This is a genomic window from Bradyrhizobium sp. (assembly GCF_030654605.1).
In the GTDB taxonomy this organism is placed as follows: Bacteria; Pseudomonadota; Alphaproteobacteria; order Rhizobiales; family Xanthobacteraceae; genus Bradyrhizobium.
This window is the reverse complement of sequence record NZ_JAURXB010000016.1, coordinates 1-13,721: the sequence shown is the minus strand read 5'-3', so window position 1 is coordinate 13,721 and position 13,721 is coordinate 1. Positions and strand designations below refer to the sequence as shown.

Annotated in this window: 15 protein-coding genes; 10 read left to right on the top strand and 5 right to left on the bottom strand. The window is 63.7% G+C overall.

Annotated elements, in window-relative coordinates:
- The first annotated feature begins 6 nt into the window (after positions 1 to 6).
- The 6 genes from ccoP to Q7U29_RS01425 all read left to right on the top strand — a co-directional run bounded on the left by ccoP (position 7) and on the right by Q7U29_RS01425 (position 5,741).
- Positions 7 to 879, top strand: a complete 873-nt coding sequence (gene ccoP, locus Q7U29_RS01450; RefSeq protein WP_304737598.1) for a cytochrome-c oxidase, cbb3-type subunit III — start codon at positions 7 to 9, stop codon at positions 877 to 879.
- 104 nt (positions 880 to 983) lie between these two features.
- Positions 984 to 2,444: a cytochrome c oxidase accessory protein CcoG gene (ccoG, locus tag Q7U29_RS01445; RefSeq protein WP_304737596.1), complete on the top strand. Its 1,461-nt coding sequence runs from the start codon at positions 984 to 986 to the stop codon at positions 2,442 to 2,444.
- A 17-nt stretch (positions 2,445 to 2,461) separates the two neighbouring features.
- Complete coding sequence (locus tag Q7U29_RS01440; RefSeq protein WP_304737595.1) at positions 2,462 to 2,962, top strand: FixH family protein; 501 nt, start codon at positions 2,462 to 2,464, stop codon at positions 2,960 to 2,962.
- Between the two features lie 76 nt (positions 2,963 to 3,038).
- Positions 3,039 to 5,231 (top strand): cation-translocating P-type ATPase, encoded by a 2,193-nt coding sequence (locus Q7U29_RS01435; protein WP_304737649.1) that lies wholly within the window; start codon positions 3,039 to 3,041, stop codon positions 5,229 to 5,231.
- A complete protein-coding gene (gene ccoS / locus Q7U29_RS01430) occupies positions 5,231 to 5,422 on the top strand; it encodes a cbb3-type cytochrome oxidase assembly protein CcoS (protein ID WP_304737593.1) in 192 nt (63 codons plus the stop codon). The genes Q7U29_RS01435 and ccoS overlap by 1 nt, the downstream gene beginning before the upstream one ends.
- An 88-nt stretch (positions 5,423 to 5,510) precedes the next feature.
- Entirely contained in the window at positions 5,511 to 5,741 is a 231-nt protein-coding gene (locus Q7U29_RS01425; protein ID WP_304737591.1) for a DUF2798 domain-containing protein, read from the top strand.
- A 233-nt stretch (positions 5,742 to 5,974) separates the two neighbouring features.
- Here Q7U29_RS01425 and Q7U29_RS01420 read toward each other — a convergent pair whose 3' ends face one another.
- Positions 5,975 to 6,583, bottom strand: coding sequence for a CGNR zinc finger domain-containing protein (locus Q7U29_RS01420; RefSeq protein WP_304737589.1), 609 nt, complete (start codon positions 6,581 to 6,583; stop codon positions 5,975 to 5,977).
- A gap of 222 nt (positions 6,584 to 6,805) precedes the next feature.
- Between Q7U29_RS01420 and Q7U29_RS01415 the strand changes: the two genes are divergently transcribed.
- Positions 6,806 to 7,264, top strand: coding sequence for a DUF4437 domain-containing protein (locus Q7U29_RS01415; RefSeq protein WP_304737588.1), 459 nt, complete (start codon positions 6,806 to 6,808; stop codon positions 7,262 to 7,264).
- 184 nt (positions 7,265 to 7,448) lie between these two features.
- Complete coding sequence (locus Q7U29_RS01410; protein WP_304737586.1) at positions 7,449 to 8,336, top strand: VCBS repeat-containing protein; 888 nt, start codon at positions 7,449 to 7,451, stop codon at positions 8,334 to 8,336.
- Between the two features lie 40 nt (positions 8,337 to 8,376).
- Here Q7U29_RS01410 and Q7U29_RS01405 read toward each other — a convergent pair whose 3' ends face one another.
- The 4 genes from Q7U29_RS01405 to Q7U29_RS01390 form a co-directional block, all read right to left on the bottom strand.
- On the bottom strand, positions 8,377 to 9,558 hold the full coding sequence (locus tag Q7U29_RS01405) for an MFS transporter (protein WP_304737647.1): 1,182 nt from the start codon (positions 9,556 to 9,558) through the stop codon (positions 8,377 to 8,379).
- A 150-nt stretch (positions 9,559 to 9,708) separates the two neighbouring features.
- Positions 9,709 to 10,200, bottom strand: a complete 492-nt coding sequence (locus tag Q7U29_RS01400) for a cupin domain-containing protein (protein ID WP_304737584.1) — start codon at positions 10,198 to 10,200, stop codon at positions 9,709 to 9,711.
- Positions 10,201 to 10,331: 131 nt separating this feature from the next.
- Positions 10,332 to 11,684, bottom strand: coding sequence for an NAD(P)/FAD-dependent oxidoreductase (locus tag Q7U29_RS01395; protein WP_304737582.1), 1,353 nt, complete (start codon positions 11,682 to 11,684; stop codon positions 10,332 to 10,334).
- Positions 11,685 to 11,763: 79 nt separating this feature from the next.
- Positions 11,764 to 12,243, bottom strand: a complete 480-nt coding sequence (locus Q7U29_RS01390; RefSeq protein ID WP_304737580.1) for a DUF302 domain-containing protein — start codon at positions 12,241 to 12,243, stop codon at positions 11,764 to 11,766.
- 190 nt (positions 12,244 to 12,433) lie between these two features.
- Here Q7U29_RS01390 and Q7U29_RS01385 point away from each other — a divergent pair, with 190 nt between their 5' ends.
- Both Q7U29_RS01385 and Q7U29_RS01380 read left to right on the top strand, forming a co-directional pair.
- Complete coding sequence (locus tag Q7U29_RS01385) at positions 12,434 to 12,769, top strand: hypothetical protein (protein WP_370691674.1); 336 nt, start codon at positions 12,434 to 12,436, stop codon at positions 12,767 to 12,769.
- 98 nt (positions 12,770 to 12,867) lie between these two features.
- Positions 12,868 to 13,584 (top strand): peroxiredoxin-like family protein, encoded by a 717-nt coding sequence (locus Q7U29_RS01380; protein WP_304737579.1) that lies wholly within the window; start codon positions 12,868 to 12,870, stop codon positions 13,582 to 13,584.
- Positions 13,585 to 13,721 lie beyond the last annotated feature (137 nt).

Genomic DNA, 13,721 nt, shown 5'->3' with positions numbered 1-13,721 from the left:
AGAATCATGGCTGAACACAACGATATCGATCAGGTCACCGGGACGTCGACCACGGGCCATCAGTGGGACGGCATCAAGGAACTGAACACGCCGCTGCCGCGCTGGTGGGTCATCACGTTCTACATCACCATCGTCTGGGCGTTCGGATACTGGATGGTATATCCGGCATGGCCGCTGCTGACGAGCCACACGACGGGCATGTTCGGATATTCGAGCCGTGCCGACGTCGCCGTCGAGCTCGCCAACCTGGACAAGATACGCGGCGACAAGATGGTGAAGCTCGGCGCTGCGCCACTGGCGGAAATCGAGAAGGATCCGGCCCTGCTGGCGCTCGCGCGCGCCCGCGGCAAGACCGTGTTCGGCGACAATTGCGCGCCCTGCCACGGCAGCGGCGGCGCGGGCGCCAAGGGCTATCCCAACCTGAACGATGACGAATGGCTGTGGGGTGGCTCGCTCGACCAGATCCTGCAGACGATCCAGTTCGGGGTGCGTTCGGGGCATGCGAAAGGCCATGAAAGCGCCATGCTCGCCTTCGGCAAGGAAGGCGTGCTGAAGAAGGACCAGATCGTCACCGCCGCCAATTACGTCCGATCGCTGTCGGGCCTGGCCACCGCCAAGGGATACAACGCGGCCGAAGGCGGCAAGATCTTCGCGGAAAACTGCGCGGCCTGCCATGGCGACGCCGGCAAGGGCAATCAGGAACTCGGCGCGCCCGACCTCACCGACAAGATCTGGCTGTACGGTTCCGACGAAGCCGTGCTGATCGATACCATTACCAATGGCCGGGCCGGCGTCATGCCAGCCTGGGTGGAGCGTCTCGACCCCTCCACCGTCAAGGCGCTGGCGGTCTACGTCCACTCGCTCGGCGGAGGCAAGTAATCGGGGAGGGACGCGGGAAGCCTGGCGCTAGTTTGAGGTGGATCAACCAGGCTTCTGCGGTTAAGCCATAGGCTCGAACCGTGAACGCGAGATCAATCCCTCCGATGGCTAAAACCGCACCGATCCAGCTGCAGGTCGACGACGATGGGCCGCTGTATGTGGCCCAGAAGAAGGTCTATCCGCAGAGCGTCAAGGGCACCTTCCGCCGCGTCAAATGGGGCCTGATGGCATTCTGCCTCGGGGTCTATTATCTGCTGCCGTTCGTGCGCTGGAACCGCGGTCTGGGAGCCCCGGACCAGGCGGTGCTGGTCGATCTGCCCAACAGCCGCTTCTATTTTTTCTTCATCGAGCTGTGGCCGCAGGAAGTCTACTATTTTACCGGGCTGTTGATCGTTGCCGCCCTGACCCTGTTCCTGATGAATTCGGTGGGCGGTCGCATCTGGTGCGGCTACCTCTGCCCGCAAACCGTGTGGACGGATCTGTTCTACGCCGTCGAGCGCTGGGTCGAGGGCGACCGCCGCGAGCGGATGCGCAAGGACGCGGCGCGCGGCACCATGAAGCTGCAGCGCTTCGCCGAGATCACGCTGAAGCACTCGATCTGGCTGATGATCGCCTGGTGGACCGGCGGCGCCTGGGTTCTCTATTTCAACGATGCGCCGACGCTGGTGAAGCAGCTCGTCACCTTCGAGGCGCCGATGCTGGCCTATATCTGGATCGCGATCCTGACCGCCACCACCTATGTGCTGGCCGGCTTCATGCGCGAGCAGGTCTGCGTCTACATGTGCCCGTGGCCGCGGATCCAGGCCGCGCTGACCGACGAATGGGCGCTCAACGTCACCTACAAATACGATCGCGGCGAGAAGCGCACGTCGCTGAAGAAGGCGAACGAATTGCGGGCGTCGGGCGAAGTCGCCGGTGATTGCATCGACTGCTACCAGTGCGTCGCGGTCTGCCCGACCGGAATCGATATCCGCGACGGTTCGCAGCTCGACTGCATCCAGTGCGGCCTCTGCATCGACGCCTGCGATACCGTGATGACGAAGATCGGCCGGGAAACCCGCCTGATCGGCTACGACAACGACCTCAACATCCAGCGCCGCCAGGCGGGCAAGCCGCCGATCTACCGCATCGTGCGACCCCGCACCATCGTCTACTCCGCCCTGATCTCGGTTGTCGGCGCGATCATGCTGTACGCGCTCATGACGCGGTCGTTGCTCGATGTCAACGTGTTGCACGACCGCAATCCGGTGGCGGTGAAACTGAGCGACGGATCGATCCGCAACGCCTATACCGTTCGCCTCCTGAACAAGCGCGGCTTCGACCGGGTCATCGCGATCGACATCGACGGCCCGGTCAACGCGTCTGTCCACGTCGTGGGCGCTGATTCCGTGACGCCAGACCGTCCCATGATCGTGCTCGGACGGGATCAGACCACCGAACTGAGAGTTCTGGTCACCGCGCCCGCCGAGAACAACCCCCAAAAATCCATAGCGGTACGATTCCGGGTCACCGATATCGGGCTCGGCGAAGTTGCGTCGGCGACCGACAACTTCGTTTCGCCATGAAAGCACAGGAGTCTCGCATGAGCAGACCGCCCGTTTCCCCGAAACCGCTGACCGGCGGCAAGGTGCTTGCCATGCTGATCGCCTTCTTCGGCGTCATCTTCTCGGTCAACATGGTCATGATGCGGCTTGCGATCCAGACCATGCCCGGCACCGACGTCGACAGCGCCTATACCGCGAGCCTCGCCTACGAAAAGGAGATCGTGACCGCCCATGACCAGAACGCGCGAAACTGGAAGGTCGACGCCCATATCGAGCGCGGTCCGGATGGCGGTGCGACGCTGCGGGTCGAGGCCAGGGACAATGACGGCAAGCCGATGTCCGGGTTGAAGTTTCAGGGCCGTTTCGAGCGCCCGACCGATCGGCGCGCCGATCAGCCGGTGGAAATGGCGGAGATGGGAATCGGCATCTATCGCGGCAACGCAGCGATGATCGCCGCCGGGCAATGGGACCTGGTGATCGAGGGCGTCGCGGCGGGAAAGCGGATGTTCCTGTCGAAGAACCGCGTGGTGCTGAACTGAGTCTTTTGTTGTGACGCGTTTTCTTCACGCGAACCGGTACCCACTTCGCTCGAAAACGCTATGGAGAGGCCGCGTGATGCAGGCGACACGGGATTTTTCACACTACGTCAGGGACGCCGGCGCGGGCCTCTCGCATATCGATCTGGCGGTCGAGGGCGTCAGTTGCGCTGGCTGCATGTCGAAGATCGAGCGCGGACTTTCGGCGATACCCGACGTCACGCTGGCGCGCGTCAATCTGACCGACCGCCGCGTGGCGCTGGAATGGAAGCAGGGAACGCTCGATCCCGCCCGTTTCATCGACCGGCTGGCCGAGCTCGGATACAAGGCCTATCCGTTCGAAACCGCGGGTGCGGAGGCCGCCGAGGCCGAACAATCGCGCTTTCTGCTGCGCTGTCTCGGCGTCGCGGCGTTCGCCACCATGAACGTGATGATGCTGTCGATCCCGGTGTGGTCCGGCAACGTCAGCGACATGATTCCCGAACAGCGCGATTTCTTTCACTGGCTGTCGGCGCTGATCGCGTTGCCGGCCGCAGCCTATGCCGGCCAGCCGTTCTTCCGTTCGGCCTGGAACGCGCTGAGCACGCGCAACGTCAACATGGACGTGCCGATCTCGATCGGCGTCATCCTCGCGCTCGGCATGTCGGTGGTGGAAACCATCAACCACGCCGAACATGCCTATTTCGACGCGGCGATCATGCTGCTGACATTCCTGCTGGTCGGGCGCTATCTCGACCAGAGCATGCGGCGGCGGACCCGCGCGGTGGCCGGAAATCTCGCCGCACTGAAGGCCGAGACCGCCACCAAATTCGTCGGCCCCGATGAGATTTCGGAAGTGCCGGTGGCGGCGATCGACCCCGGCGACATCGTGCTGCTGCGGCCGGGCGAGCGTTGTGCGGTCGACGGCACCGTGATCGAGGGACGATCCGAGATCGACCAGAGCCTGATCACCGGCGAGACCCGCCACGTCGCGGCCGAGCAGGGCACCGCGGTCTACGCCGGCTCGCTCAATATGACGGGTACGTTGCGGGTTCGCGTCTCCGCGGCGTCCGAAGGGACGCTGCTGGCGGAAATCACCCGGCTGCTCGACAACGCACTGCAGGCCCGCTCCCGTTACGTGCGTCTCGCCGACCGCGCCTCCCGGCTGTACGCGCCGGTGGTGCACGCCACCGCGCTGCTGACGATCCTCGGCTGGGTCCTGTTCGGCGCGAGCTGGCACGACGCCATCGTGACCGGCGTCGCCGTTCTCATCATCACCTGTCCCTGCGCGCTCGGGCTTGCCATTCCGACGGTGCAGACGGTGGTGTCCGGCGCGATGTTTCGGGCCGGCGTGCTGCTCAATTCCGGCGATTCGATCGAGCGGCTGGCCGAGGTCGACCACATCATCTTCGACAAGACGGGAACGCTGACGCTGCCCGATCTCGAGGTTGTCAACGCTTCAGGCATTCCGGAGGACGTGTTCAAGCTCGCCGGCCAGCTGGCGCTGGCCAGTCACCATCCGGTCGCCGCCGCGCTGGCGCGCGCCGCGAATGCGAAGGCGCCGCTGGCGGATGCCGTCGAAGAGCCCGGGCAGGGGGTGCGCGCCACTCTGGGCGGAAGAGAATTGCGGCTTGGACGGCCGTCGTTCTGTGCCGCCGAGCAACTGGCCAGCGACAGCCAGGACCTTGATCCGGAAGCCTCCATCGTTGCGTTCAGCGATGGCGAAAAAAGCTACGTGTTCTGCGTCCGGCAGGGACTGCGCCCGGATGCACAGGCGATGATATCGGCGCTGCGGCTTCGAAACATCAAGGTCGAGATTCTCTCCGGCGACCGCGAACCCGCGGTGCGCGCCGCTGCCCGCGCGCTTGGCGTCAGCGACTGGCGGGCGGGCGTCACGCCGGCCGACAAGATCGCGCGCATCGAGGAACTGAAAGCCCAGGGGATCAAGGTGATGATGGTCGGCGACGGCCTGAACGACGCGCCGTCGCTGGCGGCCGCGCATGTCTCGATGTCGCCGATCTCCGCCGCGCATCTGAGCCAGGCGACCGCCGACCTGGTCTTCCTCGGCAAGCCCCTGGCCCCGGTGGTGGCGGCGATCGACTTTTCCCGCAAGGCGCTGCTGCTGATGCGTCAAAACCTCTGGCTCGCGGTCGTTTACAATTTTCTGGCGGTCCCGATTGCGATCAGCGGCGTGGTGACGCCGCTGATCGCCGCCGCGGCGATGTCAGGCTCCTCCATCCTGGTCATGCTCAACGCGCTGCGCGCCCGCCGCGTCGCGGACAGGGGGTCCTGATGGAAGTGCTGGTGTTTCTCGTGCCGCTGGCGCTGGGGCTCGGGCTGGTCGGCCTGATCGGATTTCTCTGGTCGTTGAAGAGCGGCCAGTATGACGATCTCGAAGGCGCGGCCTTGCGCGCCATCGCCGACGACGAACCGGCCCTTCCGCCAGCGCTCGAGGCGAAACCTTCGACAGGGCGGCCGGCGTAGCCGCTCTTGCGATCCTTGCTTTGCACTCGCCTGAAGCTTAGGCACGGCTCTTGCTTGCCTTTTTTCACCAGCTTCTGCCGAGGTCAAAATGCTACCGATACCGCGCCGGTTCAGCCACTTCGTCTACGGATTCATTCAGTCCGGCCTGACCTGCGCGGTCGCAGCGGCGATCGCCAGCGTCCCGTTCCTGGCGGCGGGAACGTTCGTCACGCACTGGCTGCAATCCTGGCTGATGGCCTGGATCATGATGACGCCGATCGTGCTGTTCGCCGCGCCGGCGATTCGAAGGCTGACCTACATCCTGACGCGGGAAGACTGACCGGAAGGCCTCGTTTCGGTACGCCGGATACAGATTGGATCAAGAGGAATCTGCTCTGGAAGATACAACGCGCCTGTTTCCTGGCCGAACCAATCGCAGTGGTGAAGCTCACGGCCCGTGCGGACATGACGCGCATCTCACGCCCAAAGCGCACCCGGAGCGAGACACTGGCGCCGGCAATTCCACCAAAGCATACCGTCAACCGCCGTCGCTGCTGGCGGTTATAGCCGGGCTCAACGTTTTGCATGGGTCCTATGGGATTTACGCGCACGGTAGCGCGCAACTTTGTCGCGATTGCCGCAAATGCTCATGGTGCACCAGCGGCGTGTGTTGTTCTTTCCCGTGTCATAGAAAACCATCGTGCAGGCCGGATTTGCGCAACGCTTGAGCCGCGCCGGTTCATAGTCGCATATGAAGCAGGCGAAATCCCTGGCGATAGCTCCTGATGGTCCGGATGCGCCAAGGTCGAGCCGCTCGACCAGACGAACCCCTTCTCCGTCCTGCTCCAGGGCAAGGCGTAGCCTGACATTGCGCAGCCTCGCATTGACCCATTGCAGCAGCGGCGCCTGCACCCCGGACCCCGCCCTCAAATCCTCGAATGTTGACCGCAACTTCTCGCGCACCTTGCGGGCGTCGTCCCTGGCTGTCGGTAGTCCGTGCGAGGGGGGGGCAGGGATACCCGCGGCTTCGAGCCACTTGGCGAAGCCATCCGATGTCTCAACGAGGTCCTGACGGCGCTCGCCGTCGAAGGGCGTCGTGTTGAGAAGATCGATCCACAGACGCTCGCCAAAAAACGGAAATCCGTTTCGAAATTCCTCGTCGCGCTGCGCCTCGAACGACAACTGGATTCCTTCCGCCATAGTCACGTTTTTGTAACCATTAAAATAGCCATTGACGGGTGTCCCCGCAACTGTCACCACTAAAATAGTATTTTGATGGTTACAAGGCTCGGTGCCCCGGGTACCTAAATGACCCTTCGACCGATCAACTCACGCCTCCGCCGGACGAATGCTGCCCGTCCGCCGCTAGCGTATCCGAGGCAGCGAACCGAATGGACCAACCCCATGCAACTCCGCTCCAAACTTGCTTCCGCAACTATCCTGTTCGCGCTTGCGATGGCCTGCACCGTGACAGGCAATGCCGCCGACACCAAGCCTGGCGCGTCGGTCAGCACCCCCGCGGCGAAGATCGCCTTCGGCGGAACGGGCATCAAGACCGGCGCCGGCGAGCTCAATGCCGGCCCGGCCTACGGCAATCTCGGCGAAGGCAAGCACGGCACGTTCATCCGCATGCCCGCCGGATATGTCAGCCCGCTCCATACCCACACAGCGGAATACTTTGGGGTTGTTATCTCCGGGATTGGCGTGAACGCTCAGGCGGGTGTGGAGGAAGTCGCCCTGCCGACCGGTTCCTACTGGTTCCAGCGCGGAAAGGAAGACCATGTGACGAAGTGCATTTCGAGCACCGACTGTCTGTTCTTCATCTACCAGCCCGGCAAGTTCGACTACCTGCTTGCCAGATAAGCCTGATGGCAGAAGCCGCGTGGCCTGCGCCGCGCGGTTCTGTCGCCACGCAAATGTGTTCACCTGACAGAGTGACAATCGGGGCCGAGGGTGATTGTTGGGCGGGATGATTTTGCTCCGGGTATCGCTCCTTTCGTGGTTGATTCTTGCTGGGCCGGCCCGCGCGGAATGGCGTGCCGAGACGGTGTCGACGCCAGGCCCTGTGACATCGATCGAAGTCCGGGGCACGGACACGCGCATCGCAATCGGGCCGAACTGGTACCGGATTGCCCCCGCGACCGGCACGCTGTCAACAGCGCAAGCGCCCGGCTTTGCCGCCGTACCTTCGGGCGGTCTTTCGGATGGACGGGTCGCAAGCAGCGACGGCGCCATCGCCCGCGCCTGGCTCGCCGATCCGACCGATCGTTACCGCCATGGCGTTCTCGGCGATGCCATCGAAGCCGGGAGCCTGGTCATCGAGCGACGCGATGGAAGGATCGGCGTCGTGACTGCCGGCGCCAACGCGGTGTTCGAGGACCTGTTGCCACGCATCGCCAGCCTGGATGGTGTCGATCGAATCGTGGTGGTGAAGTCGTATCTTCAGCGCGGTTCGGCGCTGGCGATCATCGATGCCGGCTCCATGAAGATCATTGCGGAGACGCCGCCGATCGGTCACGCGCATGCATGGCTCAATCCGGCCGGCATCGCCGATTTCGATGGCGACGGCACCACCGATATTGCCTTCGTGCGCCAGCCCCACGTCGTCGGTCTGCTGCAGCTGTGGTCCTGGCAGGACCGGCAATTGAGAAAGGTCGCCGAGGTTCCCGATGCTTCCAATCACTTCATCGGGTCGAAAGCGCTTGGCATGAGCTGGACGGCGGATTTCGACGCCGACGGCCATCCCGATCTGGCGGTGCCAAGTCTCGATCGGCGCTCGCTTCGCCTCATCGCCTTCGTACCGAAGGTTCGCGATATCGCCCGGATTCCGCTGCCGGCACGCATCGCAACGAATATCGGATCGACCGGCATTGGGCGACATCCGGGTCTGATTGCGGGCCTGGAAGACGGCCGGCTGGTCATCATCCGGGAATAGTGGAGCGAACTGCGGTTCCCGGATCGAGCGGGCGGCGGCTTCAGCTGGATTCCGGCGGAAGCCTGAGCCGCGTCGTTAGCAGGCCGGCGGTGAGCAGGGCCGCGCCGACACCGGCGACGCAGGCGGTCCATCCGAAGCGGTCGAATAACTGGCCGAGAACCGCGCTGCCGGCGAGACCGCCGAGGAAATAGCAGGCGAGATAGGTCCCGCTGGCGACGCCGCGATTATCGAGGGCGGCCCGTCCGACAAAGCCGGTCGCGGCGGCCTGCGCGAAGAACGTTCCGACGCCGAGCAGAACCATCCCGGCGACGACGGCGGCGAGATGTGATGACAGCAGTAGCGGCAGACCTAAAGCAGCTATGGCCAGGGCTCCCCAGATCGCCGGCCGTGTGCCGAAGCGGTTGACCGCGGTCCCCGCCATCAGCGTCGTGACGATGGAGGGCAGGAAGACGAAATAGATGAGTCCCAGTTCCATCCGCCCCAGCGACAGCGGCGGCCGCACCAGCACGAAATTGACGTAGGTGAAGGTGCCGATGAAGGCGAACAGGATGCAGAAGCCGATGCCGAAGGCCGCGCGCAGCGCCGGGCTGCGCCAGTGCGCGAGCATGGCCGCGAAGGACGACCCTGCCATCGGCATCGCATGCATCGGTTGCACCCGCTGGATGGTGAAATACACCAGGACCGCGCCGGCCAGGTTGAGGGCCGCAAAGAAGTAGAAGTTCGACGCCAGCCCGAACGTGTCGACGACACCGGCCGAAACCAGCCGGCCGATCAGGTTGCTGGCGACATTGCCGGTGATATAGGCGGCGAATGCGCCGCCGGCATCCATCGCGCTGCATTGCTCGCCGAGATAGGCCAGCGTCAGCGCGAACGCCGACGCCATGCACAGTCCCTGCGTCACCCGCAGGATGGTGAAGATGGTGAGATCCGGTGCGATGGCCAGCAGCGTGGTGGGGACCGCGAGAAATGCAAGACTGAGGAGGATGCCGAGCCTCCGGTCGATGTGCTGGCTGAGCAGGCCGATCACAAGGCCTGATATCGCCATTCCCATGGTGCTGGCGTTGACGGCAAAGCCCATCGCCGCCGGGGTAACATTGTAATGCCTGGTCAGCGAGGGAAGGATCGCCTGCGTCGCGAACAGATCGACCACGGTCAGGAATGCAGTGAGGCCGATGACCAGGGATCGCAGCGCCATGCCCGGCGAATGGCCGTGCATGTCCATGCCGTTGGATTGCGTGGCAGCAGGGATGTCCGTCACGGCGCTGTGCTCCGGAAACAAGGGGATGTGACGCCTGGCCGTGCGGGGCAACACGTGGGACTCCAGGACGTCACATCCGGCAACGAGGCGGGGGCGCTCGTTACGTGGCGGTGGCTACATGTGATGGTCGCCGGGATCCTTGCGGATGTCCCCGACATAGAGAATCACGGTCTCGGTGCCGAGGTTCTTCCACCAGTGCGAGGTGCCTGATACTTCCGGCCTGATCTCGCCGGCCTTGTGCAGGATCGGCTCGGCGCAGTTGCTGGCATATTCGATGATCTCGCCCTGCTGCACGAAGATCAGCGCGGGCCGATCGTCATGGCTGTGCCACGGCACGATGCCGCCGGGTGCGACGGTCAGTTTGCGAAACCGCAGCTCGCGGCCCTTGATCTGTGCGGGCTGCTTCTCGAGATCGATCGAACCCAGCGTGACGTCGGTGACGCCGACCGGTTTGAAGTCGACCTTTTCGCGAACGTTGGCCTTCATCTTGTCGGCCGGGCATTCGCCGGCAAGCGCAGACGACGCGGTGGCGGTCGATCCGGCGATCATGCAGGCCAGTGCCAGGCCTTGCCAGAGCGTGCGCGATTTGGCTGATGGTGTGAACATCTGGTCTCTCCTCTGTTGTGCCGCGGCCCCTGATGACTGGCCGGCTGTGCACGAACCATCGGTGAAATCATCGGTTGAAGGAAATGCCGGTTGGCTGTTGAATCCATAGCACCGCGCTATGCGCGAGAGCCTCAGAGCATATGCTTGATGTCGGAGGAAAATGTCGGATAGGCGTAGACGTTGTCCTTGATCTGGCTGGCGGTAATGCCAAAGCGCATCGCCAGCCCGAACAGGTTGACCAACTCCTGGCCGGCATGCCCGACGAAATGCGCGCCGAGGATATGGTCGGTGGCCTCGTCGACGATGATCTTGGACCAGGCGACGGTCTCCGCATAAATGCGGGCGGAAAACCAGTCGTGCATGTCGTTGCTGTGGACCTTGATCGCCAGGCCTTTTTGCCTCGCGGCGGCTTCGGTGTGGCCGACTGCGGCGAGCGCCGGGACGGTGTAGACCGAGGTTGCCATGCTGCCGTAGTCGGGACTGTACTTCGGCCCCTCGACGATGTTGCGGCCGACAATGTCGCCCTCGTAGGTCGCGATCGGCGACAGCTGCGGGGAAATCGGCACGGCATCGCCACAGACATAAACCAGAGGGTTGGATGTCGAGCGCAAATGGCGGTCCACCGCGATGCGTCCGTTGCCGTGTTCGACCTGGCCCGCCACGAGATCCAGCGTATCGACGTTGGCGATGCGGCCGGCACCGTTGACGACGCGATCGGCCTCGGCTGCACATTCCTCTCCGTCGTGCGTGAAGATCACCCGGAGCCGGCCATTCGCCGGCTCGATCCGTTTCACGCCGACGCCGGTCTTGATGCGAATTCCGATGCGCGCGCTCTCGGTCCGGATCTGCGCCACCGCGTCGGCATCCATCGCGGGCAATAGCTGCGGCAGCGCTTCCAGGATCGTCACGTCAGCGCCGGCCCGCGCATAAACGTGGCCGAATTCGAGGGATATGACGCCACCCCCGACGAAAATTACCGTTTCAGGCAACTCGCGTTCGCTCAGCATGGCGTCCGAGGTGATCATGTGCCCTGCGCCCGGAATCGGCAGCGGGCGCGGCTTCGATCCCGTCGCGATCACGATATGTTTGGCCTCGAGCCGGCGATCGCCGACGCGGATGGCGTTGGGGCCGGCGAAGACGGCGTGGCCCTTGATCACCTCGACATTGCGATGCGCCATCGAGCGCGCGAGGTTGGCGGGAATGTCCTTGATCATGTCCTTCTCGCGATCGATCAACGCGGCCCAGTCGAGCCTGGGCTTGCCGACCGCGATGTGGTGGACCGCGGCGCGTTCGATCTCGTGCAGGGCGTGCCCGGCGGCGACCAGCACCTTCTTCGGCGTGCAGCCGCGGTTCGGGCAGGTGCCGCCGAGATCATGCGATTCGATCATCGCGACCGACATCCCGGCGCGCCGGACCGGTCCGGTGACGCCGATGCCCGCATTGCCGCCGCCGAGGATCACCACGTCGAATGTTTCTGGTGTCATCGAATTCACCCCGTCCGGAACGATGGCAGGCCGCGCCATGGACGCGGCCCGAAGCATTACATGCGGAACGCGCGAGTCGTTACCTGGTGGTGATGGTCGATGTAATCGAGCCCACCACCGAGGTCGCCATCTTGAACTGCGCGACGCGGTCCTTGATGTTGTGGCGCCTGGCGATCCATTCGAAGTCGGTCCAGACCGCCCAGACGTCGCCATTGTCGTCCTGAGTCAGTAGCAGGCGGACCGGCCAATCGAGCCCGGCGTTCGGATTCGAAGTAATGAACTGGGTTCCGAGCGGCGGATTGCCGAATACCAGCAGCGTTGAAGGCCTCAGCTTGATCCCGGCATCGGCCGCCAGCTTCGACTGATCGATCTCCGAGAAGAACCTGATGCCCTTGCCGGCGATGTCGGCCTTGATCCGGGTAATCGCCTCGGACATCGGCACCGCGCTCTTGACCCGGACGATGCCGTCGTCGCTGTCGGCCCTCGCGGTGGAAGCGGCCGAAATCAGCAGCAGTGTCAGCGCCAGCATTGTAGCGAAATTCGAGATGCGGGTCTTCATGGGATGTCTCCTGTCTGTCGATGCTTGCCGGGAGCCGGGCTTCGGAACATCATCGACGCTTCCCGTCTCCGGCTGAAATACGGTCTTGCTCTGAAGTCGATAGCCGCGCGCTATCGCCGGCCCGCGATGCTCAGCAGCTATCGAACCGATTGTGCATGGGCATTTCTAAGCCCCGACGATTTCCACTCTGATGGGCCAAGCGCCCGATTGGCGGGCGTCCACGCTCAATCCGGAGGTACTTCCAATGACCAGCCTATCCAAGACATTGATTGCGGCCGCTGCGCTCGCGGCAATGGCAACGTCGGCGTTCGCGCAGGGCGCAACCGAAATGAGCCCGGGGATGGCCATGATGTTCAAGGGTGGAAAAATGATGCAGATGGCGGTGGCTTCCGGACCCAAGAATCACGACGCGATGATGAAGGGGGCCAAGAAAGTGCCGAACAATACGGTTTTCTTTATGAGCGGCGGACAGATGTACATGGTCTCGGGCACGCTCGATCCGACCGGGAATTTCTATTTTCCCTGAGTCGAGATACGCGTATTTTCCTCGCAACCACGGGGTCGCCCCTTGCGGGCGGCCTCCAGTGAAAGCAATGTTCGGGAAACCCGACGCCGGAGCAGGACATGAGCTCGCTATCGCCAGACAATGCCGAGCGTCTCAAGCAGGCCTTCCAGGCCTGCCGCGATATGGAAGGAACGTTGAACGAGCAGCTCGAAGCCTATGCCGCGGCGGGGCGTGAGTTCTTTCCGGCCTATGGCGAGGCGGTCGATCGGCTGGTGGCGCGGATCCACGAAAACGGCGGCGGCGAAAACGCGCCGCGGCCTGGCGATCCGATGCCGCCCTTCATCCTGCCCGACGTGACCGGCCGGCTGGTCAGCCTGGCGTCGCTGCTCGAAAAGGGGCCGGTCGCCGTGATGTTCTATCGCGGTCACTGGTGTCCCTATTGCCGGCTGAACGTCAGGGCCGTGATCCAGGCGCTGGACCGGATCAGGGCGCTGGGCGGCGACGTGGTCGCCATCATGCCCGAGGTGCAGCAATTCGCGGAAAAATTCAAATCCGAGGCCGATGCACCGTTCCCGGTGCTGACCGATCTCGACAACGGCTATGCACTGTCGCTGAACCTCGCGATATGGCTCGGCACCGAAATCGAGCGGCTGTTGTCGTATCAGGACATGAAACATTTTCACGGCAATGACGGCTGGGTGCTGCCGATACCCGCGACCTTCGTGGTCGGCCGCGACGGGCTGGTGAAGGCGCGGTTCGTCGATCCCGACTTCCGCAAGCGCATGGAAATCGACGACCTGATCGCCGCGCTGAAGCGTGCCAGTGAAGAGAACTAGTACCTGGAATCATAAGTCCGTGTTGCTGCCATCCTTCGAGACGCGGCGAAGACGCCGCTCCTCAGGATGAGGTTTACCTTGTTGAAACGCCACAACCTCATGCTGAGGAGCGAGCGACGCGAGCGTCTCGAAGCATG

What these genes read in the sequence shown, in the direction of transcription:
- Q7U29_RS01395 (WP_304737582.1), bottom strand. Translation starts at nt 11,684, where the DNA reads ATGACACCAGAAACATTCGACGTGGTGATCCTCGGCGGCGGCAATGCG.
- Q7U29_RS01435 (WP_304737649.1), top strand. Translation starts at nt 3,039, where the DNA reads ATGCAGGCGACACGGGATTTTTCACACTACGTCAGGGACGCCGGCGCG.
- ccoP (WP_304737598.1), top strand. Translation starts at nt 7, where the DNA reads ATGGCTGAACACAACGATATCGATCAGGTCACCGGGACGTCGACCACG.
- Q7U29_RS01390 (WP_304737580.1), bottom strand. Translation starts at nt 12,243, where the DNA reads ATGAAGACCCGCATCTCGAATTTCGCTACAATGCTGGCGCTGACACTG.
- Q7U29_RS01425 (WP_304737591.1), top strand. Translation starts at nt 5,511, where the DNA reads ATGCTACCGATACCGCGCCGGTTCAGCCACTTCGTCTACGGATTCATT.
- Q7U29_RS01415 (WP_304737588.1), top strand. Translation starts at nt 6,806, where the DNA reads ATGCAACTCCGCTCCAAACTTGCTTCCGCAACTATCCTGTTCGCGCTT.
- ccoS (WP_304737593.1), top strand. Translation starts at nt 5,231, where the DNA reads ATGGAAGTGCTGGTGTTTCTCGTGCCGCTGGCGCTGGGGCTCGGGCTG.
- Q7U29_RS01380 (WP_304737579.1), top strand. Translation starts at nt 12,868, where the DNA reads ATGAGCTCGCTATCGCCAGACAATGCCGAGCGTCTCAAGCAGGCCTTC.
- ccoG (WP_304737596.1), top strand. Translation starts at nt 984, where the DNA reads ATGGCTAAAACCGCACCGATCCAGCTGCAGGTCGACGACGATGGGCCG.
- Q7U29_RS01385 (WP_370691674.1), top strand. Translation starts at nt 12,434, where the DNA reads ATGGGCCAAGCGCCCGATTGGCGGGCGTCCACGCTCAATCCGGAGGTA.
- Q7U29_RS01400 (WP_304737584.1), bottom strand. Translation starts at nt 10,200, where the DNA reads ATGTTCACACCATCAGCCAAATCGCGCACGCTCTGGCAAGGCCTGGCA.
- Q7U29_RS01440 (WP_304737595.1), top strand. Translation starts at nt 2,462, where the DNA reads ATGAGCAGACCGCCCGTTTCCCCGAAACCGCTGACCGGCGGCAAGGTG.
- Q7U29_RS01405 (WP_304737647.1), bottom strand. Translation starts at nt 9,558, where the DNA reads ATGGACATGCACGGCCATTCGCCGGGCATGGCGCTGCGATCCCTGGTC.